This is a genomic window from Pseudonocardia sp. MH-G8 (assembly GCF_002262885.1).
Taxonomy (GTDB): Bacteria; Actinomycetota; Actinomycetes; order Mycobacteriales; family Pseudonocardiaceae; genus Pseudonocardia.
The window spans coordinates 157,486-182,347 of record NZ_NKYF01000011.1; the positions used below are offsets into that span (position 1 = coordinate 157,486).

Below are 24,862 nucleotides of genomic sequence, written 5' to 3' on the forward strand. Positions count from 1 at the left end.
AGACATGACCGACAGCTGGCAGCCGGAGGTCGACGAGCTGCGCCGCCGCGAGCAGCAGGCGCGCGAGATGGGCGGCCCGGAGAAGGTGCGCCGCCAGCACGACGCCGGGCGGCTCACGGTGCGCGAGCGGATCGACGCGCTGCTCGACGCGGGCAGCTTCCGGGAGATCGGCGCGATCGCCGGCCGCCCGCTGCCGGACGGCCGGTTCCAGCCGGCGAACTTCGTGTTCGGACGCGGGCGGCTCGACGGGCGGCCCGTGGTCGTCGGCGGCGACGACTTCACCGTGCGGGGCGGGGCCTCGGACGCGTCGATCCGCGAGAAGCAGATCATGGCCGAGCAGCTCGCCCACGAGCTGCGGCTCCCGCTGGTCCGGCTCGTCGAGGGCACGGGCGGCGGTGGTTCGATCCGCTCGCTCGAGGCGATCGGCCGCACCTACGTGCCGGCGAACCCGGGCTGGGAGTGGGTGGTGGCGAACCTGGGCAACGTGCCGGTCGTCGCGCTGGCGCTCGGCCCGGTGGCCGGTCTCGGCGCCGCCCGGGTGGCCGCCAGCCACTACTCGGTGATGGTGCGCGGGGCCGCGCAGGTCTTCGCGGCGGGACCGCCCCTGGTCGCCCGGCTCGGCGCCCCCATCACGAAGGAGGAGCTGGGGGGCAGCGACATCCACGGCACCAACGGGGTGGTCACCGACGTCGTCGAGTCGGAGAAGGAGGCCTTCGAGCGGGCCCGCCGGTTCCTGTCCTACCTGCCGGCGTCGGTGCACGGGCTGCCGGAGCGGGTGCCCGGCGAGGACGCCACCGACCGGCGCGAGGACTGGCTGATCCGCGCGATCCCCCGCAACCGCAGGCGCGCCTACAAGATCCGGCCGATCATCGAGGCCGTCGTCGACCAGGGCTCGTTCCTGGAGCTGGGCAAGGGGCACGGGCGCTCGGCCGTCACCGGGCTCGCCCGCCTGGACGGGTGGCCGGTCGCGGTGCTCGCCGGCGACCCGATGGTCTACGGGGGTGGCATGACGGCCACCTCCGCCCGCAAGATCGAGTGGTTCGTCGACCTCGCCGAGACGTTCCACCTCCCGGTCGTGCACCTCGTCGACCAGCCCGGGTTCGTGATCGGCGTCGAGGCCGAGCGCGCGGCGACGATGCGGTTCGGCGTGCGTGCGCTGAACGCCGTCTACCAGGCGAGCGTGCCCTGGTGCTCGGTGATCCTGCGCAAGGTGTTCGGGGTGGCGGGCGCCGCCCACACCAACGCGGCGCGGGTGCAGTACCGGTACGCGTGGCCCTCGGCCGACTGGGGCTCGCTCCCCCTCGAAGGGGGCATCGAGGCCGCCTACCGGGCCGATCTGGAGGCGTCCGAGGACCCCGAGGCGATGCTCGCCGAGATCTGGGAGCGGATGGACGCGATCCGCTCCCCGTTCCGCACGGCCGAGGCGTTCAACATCCAGGACATCATCGACCCCCGCGACACCCGCCCGCTGCTGTGCGAGTTCGCGTCCCTGGCCGCCCCGTTGCGTACGCCGGGGCCGGTGAGCTGGAGGTTCCGTGGATGAGTGACGCGGCGGCCCGCCTCGACCTCCTGACCCGCGACGGGGACCTCGCCACGGAGCGGCTCGACCACTGGGCCGCGACCACCCCGGACGCCGTGTTCGTGCACTACGGGGACGACGGGACCGACCTGACGTACGCCGGGGCCCGCCGGACGACCGATGCGATCGCGGGGAACCTCGCTGCGCGCGGCATCACCCGCGGGGCCCGGATCTCGGTGTTCTCGGCCGACCCGTTCGCCACGACTTCGTGGATGTTCGGGATCTGGAAGGCGGGCGCCGTCTACTGCCCGGTGAACTTCGCCTTCACCGGCAGGCTGCTCGCCTACCAGCTGAACGACACCGCGCCGGCGGCCGTGGTCGTCGACGCCGACCTGGTGCCGGCGCTGGAGGCGGTGCGCGCCGACCTGGTGGACCCCCCGATGGTGATCGTCCTGCCCGGTCCGCGGCACGAGCACGGCTTCGCGGAGATCGGCCACGCGGAGCTGCTCGCACCTGCGGCGGCGCCCGACGTGCCGCTGACCTTCGACGACGTCGCCAACGTGATCTACACGTCGGGGACGACGGGGGCGCCGAAGGGCGTGGTGCAGCCGCACCGCTGGATGAACCAGTACACGTACACGCTGCGGTCGGTCCTCACCCCGCAGGACGTCGTCTACACGGACCTGCCGATGTACCACGTGGGCGGCGCGATCGCCAACGTCGTCCGCGCGTGCTGGGTCGGTGCGGGCGTGTCGATGTGGGACCGGTTCAGCCCGCACGAGTTCTGGCACCGCGTGCGCTCCACGAACGCGACCACGGCGATCCTGCTCGACGTCATGATCCCGTGGCTGACCAACGCGCCGGAGCGCTCCGACGACCGCGCCAACCCGCTGAAGTGCGTGCACATGCAGCCGCTCCCGCTCGGTCACCACCGGTTCGCCCGGCGGTTCGGGATCGACTTCGTCACGGCGGGCTTCGGGCAGAGCGAATCGGGAGCGCCCCTGGCGGCGGGGCTCGAAGAGGTGCGCGAGGGCGAGGGCACGCCGCCCGAGCACTACCGGGGCCGAACGCACGCGCAGATGCGCGAGGTGTGCCGGCGCAACGGCCTGCCGCTCCTGGCGGGCGATCAGGTCGACCGCAAGGGGTTCATGGGCCGGCCCACCCCGTTCTTCGAGGCCGCCGTGCTCGACGAGCGGGACACGCCGTGCCCGCCCGGTGTCCCCGGACAGCTCGCGCTGCGCCCGCGACTGCCCGGTCTGGTCCTGCGCGAGTACCTCGGCAGGCCGGCGGCCACCGCTGCCGCGTTCGCGAACCTGTGGTTCCACACCGGGGACGCCGCCGTGCAGGACGCGGACGGCGACTTCTGCTTCCTCGACAGGATGGGCGACCGCATCCGGGTGCGCGGCGAGAACCTGTCCTCCGCGCAGGTCGAGGACGTGCTGGGCGACCACCCCGACGTCGGGCTCGCCGCCGCCTTCGCCGTACCCGGCGCCGAGGGCGACGAGGACGACGTGGTCGTGTACCTCCAGCCCGAGGACGGCCACACCGTCGACCCGGAGGAGGTGTCGCGGTGGTGCGTGCCGCGCATGCCGAAGTTCATGCGGCCCCGGCACGTGCGCGTGATCGGCGAGATCCCGCGCACGCCGACGAACAAGATCGAGAAGTACCGGCTGCGCCAGGCGTTCCTGGGTGAGGGCGGGTCCGGCGCAGCCGGCGCGTGACGCCTGCGTCAGCTGCCGAAGTGCTTCTGCAGCGCGGCGATCCCGCCCCCGTAGATCGCGTCGGCGAACGTCTGCGTCAGGCCCGCCTCGTCGGCGGCCTCGGCGTCGTACTCCGACCACCACTCCACGAACGCCTCGCCCGACGCCGTGACGGGCGCGACCCGGAACGTCGAGACGTAACGGCGCACGGCGAACGGGCTCTCGAGGATCTCGTAGGTGCAGCGGCGCTCGGCGTCGTGCAGTTCCAGCATGCGCTCGACCACGACGCCGCCGTCGCCCAGCGTCAGGCGGCGGACCGCGCCGACCTCGGCGCCGGATCCGCCCTCTGTGAGCTCGCTCGCGCTCACGGCGGGCAGCCACCCGGGCAGGCCGTTGAAGTCGCGCATCAGGGACCAGACGGCGTCGGCGGAGGCGGGTACGACACCACTGGCGTACGGACGGGGCATGAGGGCTCCTATCGGGTCAGGCGGGACTTGAACGCGCGGGTCTGTTCGGTCAGGGCCTTCTCGGTGGGCAGGCGCTCCATGGAGGAGGCGCCGTAGAAGCCGTGGCAGAGCGTCGCGCGCTCCAGCACGTGCGCGGCGTCGTCGGGCATCGCGATCGGGCCGCCGTGGCAGAGCACGAGCACGTCGTCGCGCACCTCGCGCGCCGCGCCCGCCCACTCGTCGATCAGGCCCACGCAGTCGTCGAGGGTCTTGCTGGTCTCCGCGCCGATCGCGCCGCCGGTGGTCAGGCCCATGTGGCAGACGATGATGTCGGCGCCGGCGCGGGTCATGGCGCGGGCGTCCTCGGCGGAGAACACGTACGGCGTGGTGAGCAGGTCGGCCTCGCGGGCGGCGGCGACGAGGTCGACCTCCAGCCCGTAGCCCATGCCGGTCTCCTCGAGGTTCGCCCGGAACACGCCGTCGATCAGCCCGACGGTCGGGAAGTTCTGGATCCCGGCGAAGCCGAGGTCGGCCAGCTCGCGCAGGAACCGGTCGGTGAGCATGAACGGGTCGGTTCCGTTGACGCCGGCCAGAACCGGCGTGTGCTCGACGACCGGCAGCACCTCGGCGGCCATCTCCACCACGATGTCGTTGGCGTTGCCGTAGGCGAGCAGCCCGGCGAGCGAGCCGCGCCCGGCCATGCGGTAGCGCCCGGAGTTGTAGATGACGATGAGGTCTATGCCGCCGGCCTCCTCGCACTTGGCCGAGAGCCCGGTGCCCGCACCGCCGCCGACGATCGGCTCGCCGCGGCGCGCCATGTCCTGGAACTTCTCGACGAGCTGGGCTCGCTCGAACCTCATTCGTGAACCTTTCCCCACGCGCTCACCAGCGCGTCGGCGAACTCGGGGTCGTTGATGTGGTGCGCCACGCGCTCGACGCGGCGGGTGCTGGTCATGCGCACCTCGGCCTCCAGCGTGGCGAACAGCGCCTCGTCGGCCTCGGGGTCCCAGAACGCCTGGCCGGGCGCGTCCAGCGCAGACACGCCGCCGGTGGGCAGCAGGAACCGCACCGGCCCGTCGCAGGCGTTGAGCCGCTCCGCCAGGAACCGCGCGATCTCGACGCACTCGTCGCGGGTGGTGCGCATCAGTGTGATCTGCGGGTTGTGCTCGTAGAGGTTCCGGCCGGCGAACCTCTCGGGCACCGTGGCCCGGCCCGCGAAGTTGACCATGTCGAGGGCCCCGCACGACCCGACGTAGGGCACGCCGGTGCGGGCGATCGCGCCGAGCCGGTCCCCGGTGGCCGGGAAGACGCCACCGACGACGAGGTCGCACACCTCGGTGGTGGTGATGTCCAGGACCGAGCCGATCAGGCCGTCGTCCACGAGCTTCTCCATCGCACGCCCGCCGGTGCCGGTGGCGTGGAAGACGAGCGGGTCGACGGCCTCGCCCAACCGCTCGGTCACGGCGGTGACGCACGTCGTGGTGACGCCGAACATCGTGAGGCCGACCGCGGGCCGGTCCTGCGCGGGCGGGACCTCGTGCATCACGATGCCCGCGAGCGCGTGCGCGGCGTTGCCGATCACGCGGCGCGAGATGCGGTTGAGGCCTGCGACGTCGGTGACCGAGTGCCACATCGCGATGTCGGAGGCGTCGACGTAGGCGGCGACGTTCCCGGACGCCACGGTCGACACCATGATCTTGCCGACGCCGACGGGCAGCGCCCGCAGGGCCGGCGTGATGAGTGCGGTGCCTCCGGAGCCGCCCAGGCCGAGGACGCCGCCGACGTCGGACCGCGTGGTCAGGAACCGCTCCAGCGCCGCCGCCATGCCCGTGACGGCGCTGCCGCGGTCGCCGGTGAACACGGCGTCCGCGCCGTCGGGGTGGTGCGCCGCGACCTCGTCGGCGCTCACGTCCGCGGCCGCGCCGCGCTCCCGCGTGGACACGTCGACGGTGACGACTCCCGCACCCGCCGCCTCGAGCCGCTCGGCCGCGTAACGCAGCTCGGCACCCTTGGTGTCGAAGGTGCCGATGACGTAGGCGAGGGCCATCTGATCGTTCTAGCGCACCGCCGGGTCCGTGGCGAGCCCTGAGGAGAGCTCGACCTCCCCACGCAGGCAGGTGACCGCGTCGCCGCCGACCCAGATCGTGCCTTCGGCGTCGCGGTCGACGTGCACGCGCCCGGCGCGTCCCAGCACCGTCCCCTGGGCGGCCGTGTACGGCGCCCGGAGGCGGCCGGTGCGCAGCAGCCAGAGCCCGAGCCCGGCGTTGAGGCTGCCGGTGACCGGGTCCTCCACCGTCGAGCGGCCCATGGGGAAGAACGCCCGGACCTCCACGGCGTGCGGCGCACCGGGCGGGTACGGGCCGACCACGCCGATCTTGAGCTCGGTCTGCTCCGGGCGGACGTCGAGCACCGCCTGCGCGCTGTCGAGCAGCACCCCGATCCAGCCCGGGCCGTTGTCGAGGTGGTGGGTGTCGCGGATGGCGGACCGGTCGACGCCCAGCACGTGCGCGATCTGCTCCTGCAGCGCGTCGTCCACGGGCTCGTCGCGCTGCAACGGCGGCGCGGCGAAGGCGAGCCGCCCGCCCGAGCGCCGGACGGTGACCAGCCCGGCCCCGCACTCCTGCACGACCGTGTCCCCGGCGTGCCCGGGGTGGCGTTCGAGCCAGGCGTGGCAGGTGCCGAGCGTGGGGTGGCCGGCGAAGGGGAGCTCCCGGACCGGGGTGAAGATCCGGACGCGGTAGTCCGCGCCGGGCCGGGTCGGCGGCAGGACGAACGTCGTCTCCGACAGGTTCGTCCAGTGCGCGAACTGCTGCATCTGCTCGGTGGACAGCCCGTCGGCGTCGAGCACGACGGCCACCGGGTTGCCCCGGTAGGGAGTGGCGGAGAAGACGTCGACCTGGGCGAAGGTGCGCATGTCCGCCAGCCTCACCCGGCGCCCGCGCGGCGGCCACGGCCAATCCGCGATCAGTGGCCGTCCGCGCGCGTGAGCTCCGCGATCCGGGCGGCCGCGCCGGGGTGGGCGGCGCTCAGCCCGGCCCGGTCGCCGAGCTCGAAGTGCGCCCAGTCGAACGGTGGCGCCGTGGTCGTACCGACGAGCGCGAACTCCCCCACCGGGCTGGACCCCTGCCAGGTCCCCGCCGGGACGACGATCTGCGGACGCTGCCCGGCCGCGACGTCGGGGCCGAGCACCGGCTCGGTCACCTGCCCGTCCGCGCCGAGCAGCAGCATCCGCAGTGGCGCCCCCGCGTACCAGTGGTAGGTCTCGGTGGCGCCGAGCCGGTGCAGCGCGGAGAACTCCGGCGCCAGCAGGAGGTAGTAGATCGCCGACGAGTGCGCGTCCACGTGCGTGCGGCGGAACAGGCCGCCCTCGTCGGGCAGCGGTTGCAACCCGAGCAGCTCCGCCAGCCGTTCCCCCTCGGTACGCGTCACGTCCGGCAGTCTGCCCGGTCCTCCCCCGCAGGCTCAGCCGGTGAACTCGTCGACGCCGAGGGCGAAGTCCCCGTGGCCGACCCCGTTGCCGGCGAGCCCCACCGTGACCAGGCCCATGCCTTCCAGCCAGGGCGCCATCTTCAGGGCTCCGACGTCCAGCGGACGCAGCCCGAGGCTCTCGATGAATGCCGCCACGGCCGCCTTGGCCTGCGCGTCGTCGCCGGCGAGGAAGACGTTCGGCCGGCCCTTCTCCAGGACATTGCGCAAGATGGTGTTGAACGCCTTCACCACGCTGGTGTCGGCCGGGGCCACCTTGGCGATCTCCTGCGCGATCGAGGTCTCCTCGCCGTGGGCAAGTCCGTCGAACGCGGCGTTGAAGGGGTTGCTGATATCCACGATGACCTTGCCCGCGAGGGCGGCTCCGTACTCGGCGACAACCGGAACGACACCGGCGTACAGCAGGGCCGTGATGACGATGTCCCCGTCCGGGACGGCGCCCCACTTGCCCGTCGTCGCGCCGCCGCCCAGCGCCTTGGCCAGGTCATCGGCCTTGTCCTGGTCGCGTCCCATGACCTCCACGGTGTTGCCGCCCGCCACCGCGAGCGTGCCGATCGCGCGGGCCATGTTCCCCGTACCGATGAGGGTGATGCTGCTCATGAGATGTGCTCTCTTCCCGTTCTCGAGGGGTCGCTCTGTCTCGTTCGTGCGAGGTGACCCTGCATTTCGACGGCGGACGGCAGCGGGCGCCAGAAAATGGTCACCTCGGCGATCTTGCCGTCCGCGTCGAGCAGGATGTAGTCCATCCCGTCGACCGCCGTGCCTTCGATCTGCAGCCGGAAGAATGCGGCGTGGTGGGTCTCGCCGCTGAGGACCTCCTTGTAGGTGAGGTCCTCGGCCACCGCGGAAACGCCCTGGATGGCTGCCGTGACGGCTTCGCGGCCGCGGAGCGGCTCGTCGCCGAGCGGGCCGATCAGCACCACGTCCTCGGCGAGGACACGGGCGAGAGCGTCTTCGTCCGCGCCGCCGTGCATGCAGTCGACGAAGGACTCGACGGTGGCGCGGTGCTGAGCGAATGTGGTCATGGCTACTCCTCGCCGGTTCAGATGGCGGTGGTGCCGCCGTCGGCGAGCAACTCCAGGCCGTTGACGTAGCTGGAGTCGTCGGAGGCGAGGAACAGGGCCACGGTGGCGATCTCCTCGGGGCGGCCCATCTTTCCGCGGGGGATGAGGGACTCGAATGCGGCCTTGGTCGCCTCGTCGAACAGTTCTTCCTGTTTGGCGGTGGCGACCTGGCCGGGGGTCAGGACGTTGACCCGGATGTTGCGGTCGCGCAGTTCGTTGAGCCAGACACGGGCCCAGGCCTGCTGGACGGCCTTGCTCCCCGCGTAGAGGCTCCAGCCGGGGAAGGCGCCGAGGGAGGCGTTGGATCCGGTCATGAAGATCGAGCCGTTGTCGTTCATCAGCGGCAGCGCCTTCTGCACGGTGAACAGGGTGCCGCGCGCGTTGAGCCAGAAGGCGCGGTGGAACTGCTCCTCGGTGATCTCACCGAGGACGCCGGGCTCGCCCATTCCGGCACTGGCCCACAGCACGTCGATCGAGCCCTTTTCCCGCTTGACGGTGTCGTACAAGCGGTCCAGGTCGTCCAGTTCCGCCGCGTCACCCTGGACGGCGGTGACGTTGCGGCCGATCAGCTCGACGGCGTCGTCCAGTGCTTCCTTCCGCCGGGCCTGGATGAAGACGTGCGCTCCTTCCTCGACGAACAGCTTGGCGCCGGCCAGTGCCATTCCGGTGGATCCGCCGGTGATCACCGCTACCTTGCCATCGAGCTTTCCCACGATCACTCCGTTGAATTGAGGGGTGTCCGAACAGCTCAGCTCTTATATACACCGGACTGTGTCCCTAACGTACCCCGACGGCCGGTCGGGGCGCAAGCTACGTACACCGATCGGTACCGACGGGCCTACACTGGACGCATGACCGAGCCGGAGAAGGGCCCCCTGGGCCGGCGCCGCGGCAGGGGCGCACGCGAGCGCATCCTCAGCGCGTCACAGCAGCTGTTCCGCGATCAGGGCATCAACCGCACCGGCATGGACCAGCTCTGCGCCGTGGCCCAGGTGTCCAAGCGCACGGCCTACCAGCACTTCACCAGCAAGGACGACCTCGTCGCCGAGTACCTGCGCCGATTCGACCCCGACGTCATGTCCGGGGTGTTCGACCGCACCGACCTCACACCCCGCGAACGGCTCCTCGCCGCCTTCGAGATTCCCGCGTCCATGCCCCTGTGCCCCTACATCGCGGCGGCCGTCGAGCTCCACGACCCCCAACACCCCGCGTCCCGGTACGCACGCGACTACAAGACCGCCATCGCCGCGCGGCTCACCGAGACCGCCCGCGAAGCCGGCGCCACCGACCCCGAACAGCTCGGCGAACAACTCGCACTGCTCATCGACGGCGCCTCGGCGCGCACCCGGGTCCTCAACAGCGGATCCTTCCCCACCGCCGCCGCCATCGCCGCCGTCCTCATCGACAACGCCATCCCCGCGTCGTCTGCTCGACAGCCCGGCGACGACCACGCAACCACCGGGTCGCGGTGAACACCTGCGATACCGTGGCGGCATCGCCGGACCGGGAGGCGCCATGGATCTGGACCTGCGCAAGTTGCGCTACTTCGTCGCCGTGGCCGACCAGCTGCACTTCGGCCGTGCCGCCGCCGAGCTGCACATCGCGCAGCCGGCGCTCAGCCGTCAGATCCGCGCGCTCGAACAGGACCTCGGCACCCCGCTGCTGACACGGGACAGCCACGGCGTGGCGCTCACCGACGCCGGCCGGCAGTTGCTGACCGACGCCGGCCCGCTGCTGGCCTCCGCGCAGGCGGTCCGCCACCGGGTGACCGTGGCCGCGCAGGGCGGCCGGCGGCTCATGGTCGGCTTCCGGGCAGGCGTCGCGGTCACCCCGGCGGTGAAGCTGTTCGCCAACCGGCACCCGGACGTTCTCGTGGACGTGCAGCGGATCGAAGGGGACGAGCAGGCCACGATGCTGCTCGACGGCCGCATCGACGTCGCCTACGTGCGGCTGCCCATCGACGAGGCCGGCCTGCGCGTGGTCCCGCTGTACACCGAACCGCGGGTGGCGGTGCTGCCCGTCGGCCACCGTCTGGCAGGCAAGGAGCAGATCACCGAGGCGGACCTGGCCGGCGAGCCGCTGGTCTGGCACACGGACACGAGCACGCAGCCCACCAGGCGCCCGCACCCCAACGCCGGGTACCTGGTGCGCGGGGTGGACGAGACGCTCGAGCACGTCGCGGCCGGCCGGGGCATCTCGTTCCTGGCCCGTTCGGCGACCGTGTTCTACGCACATCCGCAAGTCAGCTTCGTGCCCATCCCGGATCTGGCGCCCGAGCAGGTGTGCATCGCGGTGGCGGCATCGCGCACCTCGCCGGTGGTGGACGACTTCTTCGCCGCGGCCCGGACGACGGCCACGATCACCGCCGAGTGCGGGAACTACGAGATGTGGCAGCTCGGGAGCGCTGCCGTGTGACGGGGTGCGGCTCTCCTGGCCACGTATCGGTACCGCGGGAGGCCTCCACCAGCAGTAGTGTCGTGGTGTGAGTCCGTCGAGCCCCGAACCCGTGGTGCTCACCGTGCAGCCCGCGGACGGCGCCGCGGTGCGCCGGGCCGAGCGGCTCTCGCGGGTGCGCGGGCTGCTGCTGGGCCTTGCCCTCGGCGACGCCCTCACGCGCCCCGACCAGCCCGGTTCCGGCGTCCTGCTCGGCACGGCGACCACCCAGCTCGCGTGCTTCACGGCCGAGGGGCTGATCCGCGCGATGGTCCGGTCCGACCATCGCGGCATCGGGCCCACACCGATCGCCGTCTGGTTCGCCTACCGGCGGTGGGCTCGCGCGCAGGGCATCGCGATCCCGCGGCCGATCGAGCCCTCGGGCTGGCTGCACCGCGTGCCCGCCATGCGCGAGCGCCGCGGCGACGCACCCTCCGTGGTGGCGGCCCTGAAGGGCGCACGCGAGATCGCGCCCGACCCCGCCGCGGCGAGCAGCCACGGCCACCACGCGCTCTCGCCGCGCCTGCCGCTGGCCGCCGTCGCCGCGCCCGCGGGCTGGACGGCCGAGGTCGTGACCACCACCCACGGCGATCCCGACGCCGTGCGCGCCACGCTCACCGCCGTCGACCTGGCGCGCGCGGCGCTGGGGACGGCCTCGGTTCCGGCCGCGCTGCACGCCACCGGCGACCCGGTGCTCGACGACGCCCGCGACGCCGGTCTGCCGCTCGCGCGCCTCGCGCTCGACCACGGCGCCGTCTCGGCCCTGCGCGGTGGCGCCGCGCTGGCGGCACGCTGCCCGGGTCCGGAGGTCATCGCCGACACGCTGTACGCCGCGCGCGAGCTGGCGGCACCCGGCGCGGTCGGCCCGCTCGCCGGCGCCTTGCTCGGCGCCGTCCACGGGGCGGAGCGGCTGCCGGTCGAGCTGGTCGCCCGCCTGGAGGCCGCGTGGGCGGTGGACACGCTCGCCCGCGATCTGGTCGATCAGGTCGAGGACCGGCCCGGCGGGAGCGAATACCAGCAGGCCCCCGACCGGCACTGGTGGTCACGCTACCCGGGCGGCTGACCAGCGCGAACGTCGCTCGACGCCGTTGTTGCGGCCATTCGGCCCAATCCCCGGCGGCCATTCCACCGCATGCAACATCGGCGTAACGGACTGGAATAACCCTCACATGCATCTGCACGTGCGAGTAGCGTGTAAGTCACTCTGAGTCAGGGGGACGGCATGGCAGGGCGCGGGGTCGATCGCCTTGCCGTACGCCTGCTCGAGGGTCTCGGCGAGCAGCTGTGGGGATTCCCGCCGAGGCTGATGGCGCACATCGTGGCCGATCAAGGGGCCGTCGAGGCGGTCGGGTGGTTCGCCCGCAACATGCCGCGCTACGAGCGCACACTGCGCATCCTGGGCCCGCTGCGCACCCACCTGGCCTGCGTCACCGTCTCGTTGCGCAACGGCTGCCGCTACTGCGCGTACGGGCACGCGTACGCGGTCGAGCTGGTCTACCTCAAGGAACGGGGCAAGCCCTTCCCCACCGAGGCGGAGACCGTGTCGGGCTGGCTCGATCTCGAACCCTCCGATCTGCGGCAACGGATGGTCGACGTCCTGCAGCGGGCCGACCTGCACAGCGAGGTGCTGTGGATCGACCGCACGCTGGCGCTGGCCAGCGAGGCCCAGCGGCCGGTGGACCAGGACGAGGCCCGCATCGCCCACCTCGTGCGGATGTTCGCCGTGCTCAACGCGGTCGGCAAGGCCGGAGGCGTCGAGCCCGACGAGGCGCACGACCCGCTCAACAAGGACACCGAGCTCAAGGCCCGCCTCGCGCAGCTCCGGCGGCGGGCCGCCTGACCGGGGCGGGGTATCAGGCGCTCGCGCGGAGCACGAGTTCCGACCGGTACCAGGTCTGCGGGGGCCCCGCTCCCCCACCGAGCACGGCGGTGGCGGCCGCGGTCGCGATCGCCCGCACCGGGTGGGTGGCCGTGGTGAGCGCCGGGAAGCCCCACGCCGCCATCGGCACGTCGTCGAAACCCGCGACGGCGACGTCGCCCGGCACCTGCACGCCCAGCTCGCGCAGCGCCGCGATCGCGCCGAGCGCCACCGCGTCGCACACGGCGAGGACGGCGTCGGTGTCCGGCCAGCGGTGCAGTGCGTGCCGCGCGCCGGACAGCCCGTCCTCGGCCGCGAACCCGCCGGACACCACGCGAGCCGGGAGCCCGGCGTCGGCCAGCACCGCGCGGTAGGTCTCGACCATCCGCTCCGAGCACGGCAGCCAGCGCGGTCCGGTGACCATCGCGATGCGCCGCCTGCCCGTGCCGATGAGGTGGGTGACCAGGGCCGCGGCGCCACCGGCGTTGTCGATGTCGACAGCCGGCACGTCGCGGGAGCCGACACCGATCGACACCGCCCTCCCCCGCAGCGACCGCGGCACGCGGGCCAGCAGCCCGTGCGTGGCGTTGACCAGCACCAACCCGTGCACGCTGCGGTCGGCGCCGATGCGCTCCAGCTCCGCGAGCCCGTAGAGCGGGAGCCACTGCAGCGAGACGCCGACCCCGGCCCCGTCGCCCACCGCGGCGGCGGCGTTCACGACCTGCCCCGTGTAGGCGTCGTCGAGCACGGCGGGGTCGGGCCCGGCCACGGCGACGACCAGCCGGGAGCCGGTGCCGGCCGCGAGCGCGCGGGCGAGCCGGTCGGGGGTGTAGCCCAGGCTCGCGGCCACGGCGCGGGCCCGCTCGCGGGCAGGTGTGGAGACGACGTCGGAGCCGGTGAGCGCCCGCGACGCGGTGGCCCGGGAGACACCCGCCGCCCGCGCGACGTCCTCGAGCGTGATCGGGGCGCGCCGCCCGTCGTCCGTGCCGGCCATCGCTGCTCCCCCCGCTCGCGCACGTACCGTACCCGGGGCCGCGCTGCGGTCGGCCTGCGCCGGATGGGGCACCCTGTCACGATGCCGCGCCAGCCCGAGCCGACCCCGAGCCTGTCCCGCTACTGGAACGGCTACGTCGGCGACTGCGCGGACTCCGTGTCCCGCTTCCGCCGGATCACCTGCGCGCTGCCCGCCGGGCCCGCCCGCAGCTGGCTCGCCGAGATCGCCCAGCGCCTCGACGCGGAGCTGGACGCCGTGCGCCGGCTGGCGATCGTCGGCGACTCGATCGAACCGGCGTGGTTCCGGGTGCGCGAGGAGCCGGCCAAGCGCATCGCCCAGCGCCTCGACGCGTCCCGCTCCGCGTTCGCGGACGCCGTGTCCCAGGCCGCGGAGGTGGCCGAGCAGGTGGCGCTGGACCCCGCGCACAGCGACGTGCGGGCGAACCTCGAGGTCCTCAGCCGGCAGGCCTCGACGCTGGCCGTGGCGCCCGCGCCGCCCGAACCCGAGCCGGAGCCGCCGCGGCGCCGGCGGCGGTGGCCGTGGCGGCGGCGCCGCGAGCAGTCCTGAGTCGGCTACCGTCACCGGGTGCCGTTGATCCAGACCTGCGTCGTCGAGGACCCGCTGCACGGCGTCGTCATCGTGCACACCGACGCCGAACAGGGCCGGGTCGAGGTCGCGGGCGACGGTTTCCCGGCGGTGCACCTGAGGCGCGGCGAGGACGCCGAGGTCTCGCCGTACATCCCGATCGGCACGCGCGACGCCCGCCACCTCACGCTCACCGTCGACGACGTGCCCGCCGAGCTCTCCGCCGGCCGCGGCCGGTTCACCCGGTCCTCGTTCCGCGTGGACGCCACCGTCGCCGGCACGCACTACCGGCTGCACCCCCGCGACGAGCACGGCAGCAGGTTCGCCCGGGACGACCGCACGCTGGGCGAGCTGATGCTGGAGCCGGAAACGGTGGAGCTCATGGCCGTCTGGGCGCCGGGCACCGCAGTGACCCCGCAGGACGCCGCCGTGGGGTACGCGCTGGCCACCGCCTTCGGCACGGGGGCCGAGAGCAGCGTGACGGTCCTGCTCAACGGGCTGACCGGCGGCCCGATGCGCTGACGGTCCTCAGCCGAGGCTGCGCAACCGCGGCCACAGCTGCGACCACGGCAGCAGGCGCTCGCGGACGAGCCAGACCGGGCTGCCCTGCTCGTCGTTGTCCAGGCCCACGCCGTTGTCGATCCGGGCGCTGAGCCGCACCTGGCCGAACCAGCGGCGCAGCTGCTCCTCCCGCATCCCGACGACGATCAGCGTCGTGGCGTCGTCGGGCGGCGGGCCCCAGTCCCAGTAGGCGTTGTGCCCGCTGTAGGCCGGGGCGAGGGCGGGCAGGAACCGGTCGACGGCGCCGGCCTCCCCGTAGTTGCCGGCGAGCACCGCCACCCGCTCACCCGCGGGCACCCGCTCGCGCACGGCGGCCAGCGTGGCGGCGAACGCCGGCCACCCGACCGTCTCCCCCGCGTCGTAGTGGATGTCCGGGACCGAGGTGCCCGCGAGCTCCTCCTGCGGCACCAGCGGGAGCATGAGCACCGACGACATCGCCAGGCTCAGCACCAGCGCCGCTGCCACCACTCCGGCGCGGACGCGCCGTGCGCCCCGCTGCGCCCAGGCCACGACCGGCGTCGCCCCGGCAGCCAGCAGCACCGGGAAGAACCCGGCGAGGTAGTACGGCTTGCCGCCGGTGACCAGGAAGACCGCGGCCACGAGCACGTACGCCACGGCGAAGGCCCGCCAGGTGCGCAGCACCGGATCGCGCGCGAGCCGCCACCACCCCAACGCCCACACCGGCACCAGCAGCGGGCTCACCAACACCAGCTGGAAGGGCAGGAACACGTACCAGGGCTCGCTCGTCCCCGAGCTGCCCCCCGCGATCGCCGCCGACAGCGCGAGCTGCGGGAACCCGTTCGCCGCCTGCCACAGCAGGTTCGGCGCCCAGAGCAGCACCGCCACCGCAGCACCCAGCCACGGCCACCAGCTCCGCAGCGCCGGACGCGGCCCGGCGGCGAGGACGCCCGCGAGCACGCCGGCCACCAGGAACAGCGGTAGCAGCTTGTTCTGCAGCCCGACACCGGCGACCGCACCGGCCGCGATCCAGACGCCACCGCCGTCGCGCAGCGCCCTGACCAGCAACCACGTCACGGCGGTCCAGGCGAGCAGGTCGAACGTCGCCGTGGAGAGCAGGTGCCCGACGGCCAGGAGCACCGCCGACACCGCCATGCTCCCCGCCGCCAGGAGCTGCGCGCCGCGGCCACCGCCCAGCTCGCGGGCGATCAGCCCCGTCAGCAGCACCACCGCCGCCGCGGCCAGGGCCGAGGGCACCCGCAACCCGATCAGCGAGCCGGGTGCCAGCACGTCCATCGCGCGGGCGAGCAGCGGGGTGAACGGCGGCTGGTCGACGTAGCCGAACGCCGGCTCCCGGCCCGCCCGCAGGAAGTACAGCTCGTCGCGGTGGTAGCCGTAGCGGCCCGCGGTGGCGAGCAGCAGGACGGCGACGCCCGCAGCCAGGGCGCCGAGCCCACCCCGGGCCACGCCGCCGCGAGGTGGAGCACCGGCGATCACGTGCCGACGCTAGCGGGCGCGGTGAGTGGGAACGAGTGCCGGAGCACTCGTTCCCACTCACGGCCGTCAGCCGGCCGGCGGCGGCTGGGGCAGCAGCAGCTCCTGCCCGTCGCGCAGGCCCGACAGCACCTGGGTGTACTCGTCACCCGCGACACCGGCGTGGAACGGCGTGGGTACGGCCTGGCCGTCCGAGCCGCGCACGTCGACCACCGTGCCCCCGCCCTCGCGCCGCACCGCCGCCGACGGCACGCGCAGCGTGTTGCCCACCGACTCGACCGCGACGTCGGCCAGCGCCGTCTGCCCGTCGCGCAGGCGGGGGTCGCTGCCCTCGCGCAGCACGATCGTGGCGTAGTACTCCACGATCCCCGACGACGGGTCACCCGAGGGTGCGATCGCCAGCACGGTGGCCGGGGCCCGCAGGTCCGGGATCGCGTCGACGGTGACCTCGACCGGCTGGTTCACCGCCACGCGCGAGGCGTCCGATTCCTCGAACGGCACGACGAGCTGGAACGAGTCGATGTTGTTCAGCACCATGAAGGCACCGCCGCCGGGCGCGGTGCTGCTCCCACCGCCGCTGTCGCCGGACGCGAGGTTGGTGCCGCCCGGCAGTGCCGCGGTGGAGCCGGGGGCGAGCGGGGTGGTGCCCGACGCGGCGCCGAGGTACTCCCCGACCTTTCCGTTGATCACGGACACGACGCCGGCGACCGGCGCGTGCAGCACCGTGTTGTCGACGTTGCGCTGCGCGATCGCGACGGCCGCCTGCGCCTCGCGGACCAGCGCCTGGGCGCCGTCGACGTCCGAGGGGTTGTCCACCTGGGCCGTGCCGCGGTCGTTCTCCGCCGTGACGACGCTCTGCTTCGCGTTCTCGATCGACACCTGCCCGCCGGCCGCCTCGACGTCCTCGCGGTGCTTCGCCGCGTCGAGCTCGGTCTCCGAGGCGATCACGCTGCGCTCCGCGCTCTCGACCGCCGTCTCCTCGGTCGCGATGCGGTCGCATGCGGCGGTCTGGGTCGGGACGGCGTAGGAAGCGCCCCGCACCTGCGTGTTCTCGTCGTCAGAGTCTTCGTCGGAGTTTTCGTCGGATCCGCTGTCAGATCCGCTGCTGCCCTCGTCGGTTTCCATCTCGCCCTCTGTTGAGGGCTCCTCCGGCGCCGCCGACTCGGACGTCCTCGTAGGCGCCGGGTCCTCGTCATCGTCGCCGCTGTTGCATTCGGACTTGGTCCGCCGCAGCGTGTCCTCGGCCCGGTCGAGGACCTCGCGGTCGAAGTCGAGCTGCTTGCGGGCCCGGCCGGTGGCCGAGCGATTAGCCTCGTTCGTCTCGCTGACCTCCTTCTCCGTGGCCTCGAGGATCTCCTTGGCCTGGTCGAGCGTGCGGCCCGTGGCGTTCAGGGCGTTGCCGCCCGTGGCGCGGTCCAGCTCCGCCTGCTGTTGCGCGAGCCGGGCCTGTTCCTGCTCGAGGGTCTGGCGCAGCTCGAAGTCGTCGACGCGGGCCAGCACCTGCCCGGGTTCGACCCGGGCCCCGACCCCGACGAGCACCTCGACGAGCTTCCCGCCCTCGGGGAAACCGAGGTTCTGCTCGGAGATCGCGGCCAGGGTTCCGGACGCCGACACGGTGGTGGCGACCTCCCCGCGATCCACCCGCAGCGTGGGTGGTGGTGGCGGTTCCGCGGTGCACGCCGTCGTGGCCAGCGCCACCAGCGCACCGATCGCGTACGCCGCCCGGCGGCGCCGACCGGTCGTTCGAGACATGGGAACTCCTACCTTGGTCACTTCGCTGGTGCGGATCACTGGTATCGGAGCGCCTCGATGGGACGCAGCCGGGAGGCCCGGTTGGCCGGGTAGCCGCCGGCGACGAGGCCGATGATCAGGCTGATCGTGAACGAGAACACGACCGACGTCACGTCGACCACCGGGGCCGGGAAATCGGGGATGAGCTGGGGGAGCACGAGCGCGCCGGTCAGCGACAACCCCACGCCGAGCGCGATCCCCATCAGCCCGCCCAGCCCCGAGAGGAAGATCGACTCGAGGAGGAACTGCTGCAGGATCACCCGCGGCCGGGCACCGATCGCCTTGCGGATCCCGATCTCGCGGGTCCGCTCGGTGACCGTCACCAGCATGATGTTCGCGACGCCGATGCTGCCGACGACCAGCGAGATCCCCGCGACCGCTCCCGTGAACAGCGTGAGGAACGTCAGGAACTGCGAGGACTGGTCGAGCAGGCTCTGCAGTGCCTGCACGTCGAAGTCGCGTTCGGCGGGGTCGCGGATGTTGTGCCGGTCGGTCAGGACCGCGGTGATCTGGTCGACCGCGGCGGGCACCGCCTCCGAGGAGCGGGCCCGCACGATGATCGTGTCGAGCTCGTCGTCGCCGCCGACCAGGTAGCTGCGCGCCGCCCCGAGGGGCATGATCGCGACGTCGTCCTGCTGGCCGTCGGACTCGGCCACGCCGATCACGCGGAAGACCGCGCTGCCGATGCGGATCTCGCTGTTCAGCGCGCTGGCGTTGTTGCCGCCGAACAGCTCCTGGACCGGGTTCGGACCGAGCACGACCACCTTGGCGTTGGTGCGGGCCTCCTGCGCGTCGAAGCCCCGCCCCGCCTCGAGGTCGCGGTCGTTGATGTCGAGGTACTCGGCCGTGGTGCCGGTGACCGAGGTGCGGTACTGCAGCCCGCCCTCCACCTGCAGCAGCGCGGCGCCGCCCACCACCGGCGTGGCCGACAGGACGTCGGGCGCGTCCGTGGAGTCGGTGAGGGCCTCCATGTCGTTCTCCGTGAGATCCCGCGCCTGCCCGCCACCGGGCACACCGCCCTGGGTCTGCGTCACGGTGATCTGCGTGGCGAGCGAGCCGAAGATGTCGTTGAACCCGGCCTGGATGCCGTTGCCGAGCGCGACGAGCACAATGACCGCCGCCACGCCGATGACGATGCCGAGCGTGGTGAGCGCCGACCGGAGCTTGTTGGCCCGCAGGCCACGCAGGGCGATGCGCGCGGTCTCGAAGATCACGAGTGGATCACCTGCTGCTGCCGCACGTCCCGGACGATCTGGCCGTCCCGCAGCTCGATCACGCGCTTGGCGAACTCCGCCACTTCCGGCTCGTGGGTGATGAGCACGACGGTGCGCCCGGAGTCGTTGAGCTCGGCCAGCAGCTTCATGATCTCGACGGTCGAGCTGGTGTCCAGGTTGCCGGTCGGCTCGTCGGCCAGGATCATCGCCGGCTCCGTGACCAGCGCACGCGCCACCGCGACACGCTGCTGCTGGCCGCCGGAGAGCTCGTTGGGCATGTGGTCGGCACGCTCGCCGAGCCCCACCCGTTCGAGCGCCGCCCTGGCCCGGTTCCTGCGGTTCGCGCTGCGCGCGTAGACCAACGGCAATTCGACGTTGCGCAGCGCGGATGTGCGCGCGATCAGGTTGAACGACTGGAACACGAAGCCGATGCGCGTGTTGCGGATTCCGGCGAGCTTGTTGTCCTTCAGCTTGCTGACGTCGATCCCGTCCAAGCTGTAGCGCCCGCTGCTCGGCACGTCCAGGCAGCCGAGGATGTTCATCATGGTGCTCTTGCCGGAGCCCGACGGCCCCATGATCGCGACGAAGTCCCCCTCCTCGATGAAGAGGTCCACCGGACCGAGCGCCCTGACCTTCACCGACCCGTTGCCGTAGATCTTCGAGACGCCATCCAGCTCAATCATGCTTCCCCCCTTACAGGCCGGCCCGCCCCCAGGCCACCCCCACCGCTCCAACGAGGGACCGAGTTTCGGGGTACGCCGTACTCATAATCTGCCACGGGTGACGGTCACCACGTCGCGCGGGGGGTGAGTTCGCCCGGTCGTGCCCGTTCAGCGGGCGCGGAGCAATGGGAAGAACACGGCGCGTGCACGATTCGGGGCCGGATTCGACCCGCGACCGCTCAGGACGGAGAGACGCGGTCCGACGGGACGGCGACCGGGCGCCGCGCCCAGTAGCCGGCCAGGATCGAGCCGCTCACGTTGTGCCACACCGAGAACACCGCGGCGGGCAGGGCCGCGACCGGGTTGAAGTGGGCGGTGGCCAGCGTGGCGGAGAGGCCGGAGTTCTGCATGCCGACCTCGATGGCGATGGCCCTGCGCGCGCTCTCGTCGAGCCCGCACAGCCGGGCCACGACGTATCCCAGCCCCAGCCCCAGCACGTTGTGCAGCACGACCGCGACCACGATGACGACGCCGGACGCGACCAGCGCCGACGCGCTGCCGGCGACCACGGCCATCACCACCGCGGTGATCCCGACGACCGAGACCAGCGGTAGCGCGGGCACGACCTTCTCGACCTGGGGTTCGGCGAAGCGGCGCAGCAGGAACCCGAGCAGCACCGGCACCAGCACGACCTGCACGATCGAGAAGAAGAGCGCGCCCGGCTGCACGGGCAGGAACCGGCCGGCCAGCGCGAGCACCAGCAGCGGGGTGACGATCGGCGCGAGCAGCGTGGACACCGACGTCATCGCCACCGACAGCGCCGTGTCGCCCTTGGCGAGGAAGACCATCACGTTGGACGCGGTGCCGCCCGGGGCGCAGGCCACGAGGATCACGCCGACGGCGAGCTCGGGGCTCAGCGGCAGCGCCGTCGCCAGCAGCCACCCGATACCGGGCATGATCACGAACTGGGCCACGACGCCGATGACGAACGCGATCGGGCGCCGCGCCACGTAGGCGAAATCGACGGGCCGCAGCGTGAGGCCCATCCCCAGCATGATCAGTGCGAGCAGCCACGGCACCGCCGCCGACCAGCCGGCGAACGCCCCGGGGACCGCCAGCGCGATCGCCCCGGCGACGAGCACGATCAGCGGGAACCAGCGGCCCGCCTGATCGCTGATCCGTTGCAGACGGCCCACGGCCCGCCCCTCCTCCACGGTCGCGCCCGGCGCGCGGCTCGCGGTGACGATACGTCCGCGCCCCGACGAGACCGTTGCGCAGGTTCGGCCCGTCCTCTAGCTTGTTCCGTGACACGGAACTGAGTTCCATCCATGGATCGGCTGACAAGGGAGTCCGGCATGAGACACGGAAAGGCAACGGCGCTCGCAGGCGTGGCCGCGGCGGCGCTCCTGGTGAGCGCGTGCAGCGCGGGAACCGGCGTTCCCGGCGGCGCCGTCGGAGGTGACGACGCCGGCGGCGGCTCGGCAGCGGCCACCGCGGAGACGGTGTTCCGGGTCGCGTTCAACCAGCCCGAGAACCACCCGCAGTTCATCGCGATGCAGGCCATGGGCGAGCGCCTCGCCGAGCGCACCGACGGCCGGTACGGCATCGAGGTCTACCCGAACGAAACCCTCGGGGCTCAGCGCGAGACGATCGAGCTGGTCCAGTCCGGCACGCTGGACATGTCGATGGTCGCCAGCCCGCTGCTGGAGAACTTCAACCCCGACTTCGTGGCCTTCAACCTGCCGTTCACCTTCGACTCGCAGGACCACCAGCGCCAGGTCACCAACGACCCCGCGATCGTCTCCGAGCTCTACTCCTCGCTCGACGACCAGAACATCCACGTGCTCGCCGGGTTCCACGGCGGCATCCGCTCGATGTACAACCCGCGGGGCCCGATCACGACGCCTGCCGACCTCGCCGGGATGAAGGTCCGCGTCATCGAGTCGGACACGAACATCGAGATGATCCGGCTGCTGGGCGGCAGCGGCACGCCCATGGGGATGGGTGAGGTCTACACCGCCCTGCAATCCGGTGTCATCGACGGCGCGGAGAACAACGAGCTGACCTACTTCAACTCCAAGCACTCCGAGGTCGCGCCGTACTACAGCTACACCCGCCACCTCATGCTGCCGGACTACCTGATCATCAACCCGGCGGTGCTCGAGGGGATGCCCCCCGAGGACCGCGCGATCTTCACCGAGGAGGTGCGCACCGCCGTCGAGGAGGAGGGGCAGCTCTGGAAGTCCGAGATCTCGACGGTCACCCAGGCCGCCAAGGACGCGGGCGCCCAGTTCAACGAGGTGGACACCGCGGCGTTCGCGGCGGCGATCCGGCCGCTGGTTGAGCAGAAGCTCACCAGCGACGTCGCTCGCCGGATCCACGAGCAGGCGCGCGCGGCCGCCACGGCCGGCTGAGATGACCGCGGTCAAGAAGATCCTCGATCGCGCGCTGACCGCGGTGTGCGTGGTGCTGTTCGCCGCGCTCGTGATCGACGTGTCGTGGCAGGTGTTCGCCCGGCAGGTCCTCGGCAGCCCCAGCGGCTGGTCCGAGGAACTCGCCAAGTACCTGTTCATCTGGCTGGGCCTGTTCAGCGCCGCGCTCGTGTTCGGCGAGCGCGGCCACGTCGCCATGGACGTAGTGGTGCGCCGGCTGCCGCGCACCGCCCAGCTGGTGCTGGCGGTCGTCGTCCAGCTGACGATCCTGACCTTCACCGGGCTGGCGCTGCTGTGGGGCGGGTTCCTGGTGTCGCAGCTGGCCTGGAACCAGAACCTGACCGGCCTGCCGGTCACCGTGGGCCCGCTCTACCTGGCCCTGCCGATCAGCGGCGCCCTGATCGCCTTCTACACCCTCTTCCACCTGGTGCAGATCCTCACCGGCGCCGAACGCCCGGTGGCCGACGCCGAGCCCGAGCTCGTCTAGGAGAGCAATGGACCCCGTCTCGCTCGCCGCTCTCCTGCTGTTGGTCGGGATCGCGGTGCTGCTGGTCATCGGCGCCCCGATCAGCGTGGCCGTCGGCCTGTCGTCGCTGGCGGCGATGTTCGTCTTCCTCGGCACCGAGGACGGCGTGCTCACCGCGGCCCAGCAGATCTTCCGCGGGATCAACTCGTTCCCGCTGCTGGCCATCCCGTTCTTCGTGCTGGCCGGCGTGATCATGAACAACGGCGGCATCGCGCTGCGGCTGATCGACGCCTCGAAGGTGCTGGTCGGCCGGGCGCCGGGATCGCTGGCGCAGACCAACGTGGCGGCCAACGCCCTGTTCGGGGCCATCAGCGGCTCCGGGGTGGCGGCGGCCGCCGCCGTCGGCTCGGTCATGACGCCGCTGCAGGAGAAGGAGCGCTACGACCGCAGCTTCGCCGCCGCCGCCAACATCGCCTCCGCGCCGTCCGGGATGCTGATCCCGCCGAGCAACCTGATGATCGTCTACTCGCTTGTGTCGGGCACCTCGGTGGCGGCGCTGTTCGTCGGGGGCTACCTACCCGGCATCGCGTGGGCGCTGGTCTGCATGGTCGCCGTGCACCTGTACGCCCGCACGCGACCCGAGCTGCGGGTGACCGAGCGGATCGGCCTCACCCGGTCGCTCAAGGTACTGCTGGATGCGGTCCCGGCGCTGCTGCTGATCGTGGTGGTGATCGGCGGGATCCTCGCGGGCTTCTTCACCGCCACCGAGGCCTCCTGCATCGCGGTGCTGTACGCGCTGGCGCTGTCCTTCGTCTACCGGGCGATCTCCGTGCGGCAATTGCCGGGCATCCTCATGGACGCCGCCCGCACCACGGCCGTCGTCATGTTCCTGATCGGCGTCTCGACGGTCATGGGCTTCGTCCTGTCGTTCGCGCGGGTCCCGCAGATGGTGGCCGAAGGGTTGTTCGGCATCACCACCAACCCGGTGCTGATCCTCCTGATGATCGCGCTCGTACTGCTGGTCGTCGGCTGCTTCATGGACGCCACGCCCGCCGTACTGATCTTCACGCCGATCTTCCTGCCGGTCGTGGAGAACTTCGGGATCCACCCGGTCCACTTCGGGATGATGATCGTGCTCGGGGTCTGCATCGGCACGATCACACCGCCGGTCGGCACGATCCTGTTCGTCGGCGCGAAGGTGGCCGACCTCGCGATCGAGCCCGTCGTCCGCAGGCTCATCCCGTTCTTCGTCGCGCTCGTCGTCGTGTTCGTCGTCGTGATCTTCACGCCGGGGCTGTCGCTCTGGCTGCCCGGCCTGCTGGGCCTCCTGTAGAGAAGGAAGGAATTCCATGGAGCAGCGCTATGCCACCTCCCCGGAGCAGATCCCCGGGATGGACACCGCGGAACTGCGCCGCCGCTACCTCGTCGAGGACCTGTTCGCCGCCGACGAGGTGCGCGCGGTCTACACCCACCACGACCGCGTCGTGCTCGTCGGCGTCGCGCCGGTCACCACCACCGTCCCGCTGCCCGGGTTCCCGGAGATCCGCAGCGACCACTTCTTCGAGCACCGCGAGGCCGGGATCGTCAACGTCGGCGGCGCCGGGACGATCACCGTGGACGGTGCCGAGTACAAGGTCGGCACGGGCTCGTGCCTGTACGTCGGGCGCGGCGCGCAGGACGTGACGTTCGGTTCCGCGGCGGCCGAGGACCCCGCGCGGTTCTACCTCTTCTCCGCGCCCGCGCACACCGCGTACCCGACCACGCTCGTCGAGGCGGGCAGCGGGACCGTGCGCGAGCTCGGCGACGGCGTCACCTCCAACCGGCGCACGCTCAACCAGTACATCCACGAGAACGGCGTGCGCAGCTGCCAGGTGGTCATGGGAGTGACCACGCTGCACGAAGGCAGCATGTGGAACACGATGCCGGCGCACACCCACGACCGGCGGATGGAGGCCTACCTCTACTTCGACCTGCCGGCCGACGCCCGGATCGTGCACCTCATGGGTGAGCCGTCGCAGACCCGGCACCTCCTGGTGGCGGACGGGCAGGCGGTGATCTCACCCAGCTGGTCGGTGCACTGCGGTTTCGGCTCGGCCAGCTACAGCTTCGTCTGGGCGATGGCAGGGGAGAATCAATCCTTCGACGACATGGACGGCGTCCCCATCGCCGAGATGCGGTGACGCGCTGAGCCCGGACAGG

Annotated in this window: 26 protein-coding genes; 12 read left to right on the plus strand and 14 right to left on the minus strand. The window is 72.3% G+C overall.

Annotated elements, in window-relative coordinates; genetic code table 11:
* Positions 1–4 precede the first annotated feature (4 nt).
* Both CFP66_RS24390 and CFP66_RS24395 read left to right on the plus strand, forming a co-directional pair.
* Positions 5–1,543 (plus strand): acyl-CoA carboxylase subunit beta, encoded by a 1,539-nt coding sequence (locus CFP66_RS24390; RefSeq protein ID WP_094927472.1) that lies wholly within the window; start codon positions 5–7, stop codon positions 1,541–1,543.
* Complete coding sequence (locus tag CFP66_RS24395; protein WP_094927473.1) at positions 1,540–3,240, plus strand: AMP-binding protein; 1,701 nt, start codon at positions 1,540–1,542, stop codon at positions 3,238–3,240. The genes CFP66_RS24390 and CFP66_RS24395 overlap by 4 nt, the downstream gene beginning before the upstream one ends.
* An 8-nt stretch (positions 3,241–3,248) precedes the next feature.
* Here the strand turns inward: CFP66_RS24395 and CFP66_RS24400 are convergent, their stop codons facing one another.
* From CFP66_RS24400 to CFP66_RS24435, 8 genes are read right to left on the minus strand one after another with little or no spacing between them, the layout of a single operon-like run.
* Positions 3,249–3,686: an SRPBCC family protein gene (locus tag CFP66_RS24400; protein WP_094927474.1), complete on the minus strand. Its 438-nt coding sequence runs from the start codon at positions 3,684–3,686 to the stop codon at positions 3,249–3,251.
* Positions 3,687–3,694: 8 nt separating this feature from the next.
* Positions 3,695–4,525 carry a phosphoenolpyruvate hydrolase family protein gene (locus tag CFP66_RS24405; RefSeq protein WP_094927475.1) on the minus strand — a complete coding sequence of 277 codons (831 nt, stop codon included), beginning with the start codon at positions 4,523–4,525 and terminating at the stop codon, positions 3,695–3,697.
* Positions 4,522–5,712, minus strand: a complete 1,191-nt coding sequence (locus tag CFP66_RS24410) for a Tm-1-like ATP-binding domain-containing protein (protein ID WP_094927476.1) — start codon at positions 5,710–5,712, stop codon at positions 4,522–4,524. The genes CFP66_RS24405 and CFP66_RS24410 overlap by 4 nt, the downstream gene beginning before the upstream one ends.
* Before the next feature lie 9 nt (positions 5,713–5,721).
* A complete protein-coding gene (locus CFP66_RS24415) occupies positions 5,722–6,579 on the minus strand; it encodes a PhzF family phenazine biosynthesis protein (protein ID WP_094927561.1) in 858 nt (285 codons plus the stop codon).
* 50 nt (positions 6,580–6,629) lie between these two features.
* Positions 6,630–7,094, minus strand: a complete 465-nt coding sequence (locus CFP66_RS24420; RefSeq protein WP_233159682.1) for a cupin domain-containing protein — start codon at positions 7,092–7,094, stop codon at positions 6,630–6,632.
* A 33-nt stretch (positions 7,095–7,127) separates the two neighbouring features.
* On the minus strand, positions 7,128–7,751 hold the full coding sequence (locus CFP66_RS24425; RefSeq protein ID WP_094927478.1) for an NADPH-dependent F420 reductase: 624 nt from the start codon (positions 7,749–7,751) through the stop codon (positions 7,128–7,130).
* Positions 7,748–8,176, minus strand: a complete 429-nt coding sequence (locus CFP66_RS24430; protein WP_094927479.1) for a nuclear transport factor 2 family protein — start codon at positions 8,174–8,176, stop codon at positions 7,748–7,750. The genes CFP66_RS24425 and CFP66_RS24430 overlap by 4 nt, the downstream gene beginning before the upstream one ends.
* A gap of 17 nt (positions 8,177–8,193) precedes the next feature.
* Entirely contained in the window at positions 8,194–8,928 is a 735-nt protein-coding gene (locus CFP66_RS24435) for an SDR family NAD(P)-dependent oxidoreductase (protein WP_094927562.1), read from the minus strand.
* Between the two features lie 138 nt (positions 8,929–9,066).
* Here CFP66_RS24435 and CFP66_RS24440 point away from each other — a divergent pair, with 138 nt between their 5' ends.
* From CFP66_RS24440 to CFP66_RS24455, 4 genes are all read left to right on the plus strand, one after another.
* A complete protein-coding gene (locus CFP66_RS24440; RefSeq protein WP_094927480.1) occupies positions 9,067–9,687 on the plus strand; it encodes a TetR/AcrR family transcriptional regulator in 621 nt (206 codons plus the stop codon).
* Between the two features lie 43 nt (positions 9,688–9,730).
* Positions 9,731–10,630, plus strand: a complete 900-nt coding sequence (locus tag CFP66_RS24445) for a LysR family transcriptional regulator (protein ID WP_094927481.1) — start codon at positions 9,731–9,733, stop codon at positions 10,628–10,630.
* A 67-nt stretch (positions 10,631–10,697) separates the two neighbouring features.
* On the plus strand, positions 10,698–11,711 hold the full coding sequence (locus tag CFP66_RS24450) for a hypothetical protein (RefSeq protein WP_198961640.1): 1,014 nt from the start codon (positions 10,698–10,700) through the stop codon (positions 11,709–11,711).
* Positions 11,712–11,870: 159 nt separating this feature from the next.
* The gene (locus CFP66_RS24455; protein WP_094927482.1) at positions 11,871–12,488 is read left to right on the plus strand and encodes a hypothetical protein; all 618 of its coding nucleotides are present in this window, start codon (positions 11,871–11,873) and stop codon (positions 12,486–12,488) included.
* Positions 12,489–12,501: 13 nt separating this feature from the next.
* On the opposite strand, the gene CFP66_RS24460 is transcribed toward CFP66_RS24455, so the two are convergent.
* Positions 12,502–13,500: a LacI family DNA-binding transcriptional regulator gene (locus tag CFP66_RS24460; RefSeq protein WP_094927483.1), complete on the minus strand. Its 999-nt coding sequence runs from the start codon at positions 13,498–13,500 to the stop codon at positions 12,502–12,504.
* An 81-nt stretch (positions 13,501–13,581) separates the two neighbouring features.
* On the opposite strand from CFP66_RS24460, the gene CFP66_RS24465 reads away from it, so the two are divergent.
* Positions 13,582–14,067 carry a hypothetical protein gene (locus CFP66_RS24465; protein WP_094927484.1) on the plus strand — a complete coding sequence of 162 codons (486 nt, stop codon included), beginning with the start codon at positions 13,582–13,584 and terminating at the stop codon, positions 14,065–14,067.
* An 18-nt stretch (positions 14,068–14,085) separates the two neighbouring features.
* On the plus strand, positions 14,086–14,607 hold the full coding sequence (locus CFP66_RS24470; protein ID WP_094927485.1) for a hypothetical protein: 522 nt from the start codon (positions 14,086–14,088) through the stop codon (positions 14,605–14,607).
* A gap of 6 nt (positions 14,608–14,613) precedes the next feature.
* On the opposite strand, the gene CFP66_RS24475 is transcribed toward CFP66_RS24470, so the two are convergent.
* The 5 genes from CFP66_RS24475 to CFP66_RS24495 all read right to left on the minus strand — a co-directional run bounded on the left by CFP66_RS24475 (position 14,614) and on the right by CFP66_RS24495 (position 20,961).
* Positions 14,614–16,101 carry a glycosyltransferase family 39 protein gene (locus tag CFP66_RS24475; RefSeq protein WP_094927486.1) on the minus strand — a complete coding sequence of 496 codons (1,488 nt, stop codon included), beginning with the start codon at positions 16,099–16,101 and terminating at the stop codon, positions 14,614–14,616.
* Positions 16,102–16,167: 66 nt separating this feature from the next.
* A complete protein-coding gene (locus CFP66_RS24480; protein WP_094927487.1) occupies positions 16,168–17,850 on the minus strand; it encodes an efflux RND transporter periplasmic adaptor subunit in 1,683 nt (560 codons plus the stop codon).
* 35 nt (positions 17,851–17,885) lie between these two features.
* Positions 17,886–19,103 carry an ABC transporter permease gene (locus CFP66_RS24485; RefSeq protein ID WP_094927488.1) on the minus strand — a complete coding sequence of 406 codons (1,218 nt, stop codon included), beginning with the start codon at positions 19,101–19,103 and terminating at the stop codon, positions 17,886–17,888.
* Positions 19,100–19,786 (minus strand): ABC transporter ATP-binding protein, encoded by a 687-nt coding sequence (locus CFP66_RS24490; protein WP_094927489.1) that lies wholly within the window; start codon positions 19,784–19,786, stop codon positions 19,100–19,102. The genes CFP66_RS24485 and CFP66_RS24490 overlap by 4 nt, the downstream gene beginning before the upstream one ends.
* A gap of 218 nt (positions 19,787–20,004) precedes the next feature.
* Positions 20,005–20,961, minus strand: coding sequence for a bile acid:sodium symporter family protein (locus CFP66_RS24495; protein ID WP_094927490.1), 957 nt, complete (start codon positions 20,959–20,961; stop codon positions 20,005–20,007).
* A gap of 159 nt (positions 20,962–21,120) precedes the next feature.
* On the opposite strand from CFP66_RS24495, the gene CFP66_RS24500 reads away from it, so the two are divergent.
* Genes CFP66_RS24500 through kduI form a run of 4 tightly spaced genes read left to right on the plus strand, consistent with a single transcriptional unit; the run spans position 21,121 to position 24,843 of the window.
* Positions 21,121–22,179: a TRAP transporter substrate-binding protein gene (locus CFP66_RS24500; RefSeq protein ID WP_094927491.1), complete on the plus strand. Its 1,059-nt coding sequence runs from the start codon at positions 21,121–21,123 to the stop codon at positions 22,177–22,179.
* Between the two features lies 1 nt (position 22,180).
* Positions 22,181–22,684 (plus strand): TRAP transporter small permease, encoded by a 504-nt coding sequence (locus CFP66_RS24505; RefSeq protein ID WP_094927492.1) that lies wholly within the window; start codon positions 22,181–22,183, stop codon positions 22,682–22,684.
* 7 nt (positions 22,685–22,691) lie between these two features.
* A complete protein-coding gene (locus tag CFP66_RS24510) occupies positions 22,692–23,996 on the plus strand; it encodes a TRAP transporter large permease (RefSeq protein WP_094927493.1) in 1,305 nt (434 codons plus the stop codon).
* A 16-nt stretch (positions 23,997–24,012) separates the two neighbouring features.
* Positions 24,013–24,843 carry a 5-dehydro-4-deoxy-D-glucuronate isomerase gene (gene kduI / locus CFP66_RS24515; RefSeq protein ID WP_094927494.1) on the plus strand — a complete coding sequence of 277 codons (831 nt, stop codon included), beginning with the start codon at positions 24,013–24,015 and terminating at the stop codon, positions 24,841–24,843.
* The last annotated feature ends 19 nt before the right edge of the window (positions 24,844–24,862 follow it).

Excerpts from the sequence above, each read along its gene's own strand:
- CFP66_RS24390 (WP_094927472.1), top strand. The coding sequence starts at position 5 with ATGACCGACAGCTGGCAGCCGGAGGTCGACGAGCTGCGCCGCCGCGAG.
- CFP66_RS24395 (WP_094927473.1), top strand. The coding sequence starts at position 1,540 with ATGAGTGACGCGGCGGCCCGCCTCGACCTCCTGACCCGCGACGGGGAC.
- CFP66_RS24400 (WP_094927474.1), bottom strand. The coding sequence starts at position 3,686 with ATGCCCCGTCCGTACGCCAGTGGTGTCGTACCCGCCTCCGCCGACGCC.
- CFP66_RS24405 (WP_094927475.1), bottom strand. The coding sequence starts at position 4,525 with ATGAGGTTCGAGCGAGCCCAGCTCGTCGAGAAGTTCCAGGACATGGCG.
- CFP66_RS24410 (WP_094927476.1), bottom strand. The coding sequence starts at position 5,712 with ATGGCCCTCGCCTACGTCATCGGCACCTTCGACACCAAGGGTGCCGAG.
- CFP66_RS24415 (WP_094927561.1), bottom strand. The coding sequence starts at position 6,579 with ATGCGCACCTTCGCCCAGGTCGACGTCTTCTCCGCCACTCCCTACCGG.
- CFP66_RS24425 (WP_094927478.1), bottom strand. The coding sequence starts at position 7,751 with ATGAGCAGCATCACCCTCATCGGTACGGGGAACATGGCCCGCGCGATC.
- CFP66_RS24430 (WP_094927479.1), bottom strand. The coding sequence starts at position 8,176 with ATGACCACATTCGCTCAGCACCGCGCCACCGTCGAGTCCTTCGTCGAC.
- CFP66_RS24440 (WP_094927480.1), top strand. The coding sequence starts at position 9,067 with ATGACCGAGCCGGAGAAGGGCCCCCTGGGCCGGCGCCGCGGCAGGGGC.
- CFP66_RS24445 (WP_094927481.1), top strand. The coding sequence starts at position 9,731 with ATGGATCTGGACCTGCGCAAGTTGCGCTACTTCGTCGCCGTGGCCGAC.
- CFP66_RS24455 (WP_094927482.1), top strand. The coding sequence starts at position 11,871 with ATGGCAGGGCGCGGGGTCGATCGCCTTGCCGTACGCCTGCTCGAGGGT.
- CFP66_RS24460 (WP_094927483.1), bottom strand. The coding sequence starts at position 13,500 with ATGGCCGGCACGGACGACGGGCGGCGCGCCCCGATCACGCTCGAGGAC.
- CFP66_RS24465 (WP_094927484.1), top strand. The coding sequence starts at position 13,582 with ATGCCGCGCCAGCCCGAGCCGACCCCGAGCCTGTCCCGCTACTGGAAC.
- CFP66_RS24480 (WP_094927487.1), bottom strand. The coding sequence starts at position 17,850 with ATGTCTCGAACGACCGGTCGGCGCCGCCGGGCGGCGTACGCGATCGGT.
- CFP66_RS24490 (WP_094927489.1), bottom strand. The coding sequence starts at position 19,786 with ATGATTGAGCTGGATGGCGTCTCGAAGATCTACGGCAACGGGTCGGTG.
- CFP66_RS24500 (WP_094927491.1), top strand. The coding sequence starts at position 21,121 with ATGAGACACGGAAAGGCAACGGCGCTCGCAGGCGTGGCCGCGGCGGCG.
- CFP66_RS24505 (WP_094927492.1), top strand. The coding sequence starts at position 22,181 with ATGACCGCGGTCAAGAAGATCCTCGATCGCGCGCTGACCGCGGTGTGC.
- CFP66_RS24510 (WP_094927493.1), top strand. The coding sequence starts at position 22,692 with ATGGACCCCGTCTCGCTCGCCGCTCTCCTGCTGTTGGTCGGGATCGCG.
- kduI (WP_094927494.1), top strand. The coding sequence starts at position 24,013 with ATGGAGCAGCGCTATGCCACCTCCCCGGAGCAGATCCCCGGGATGGAC.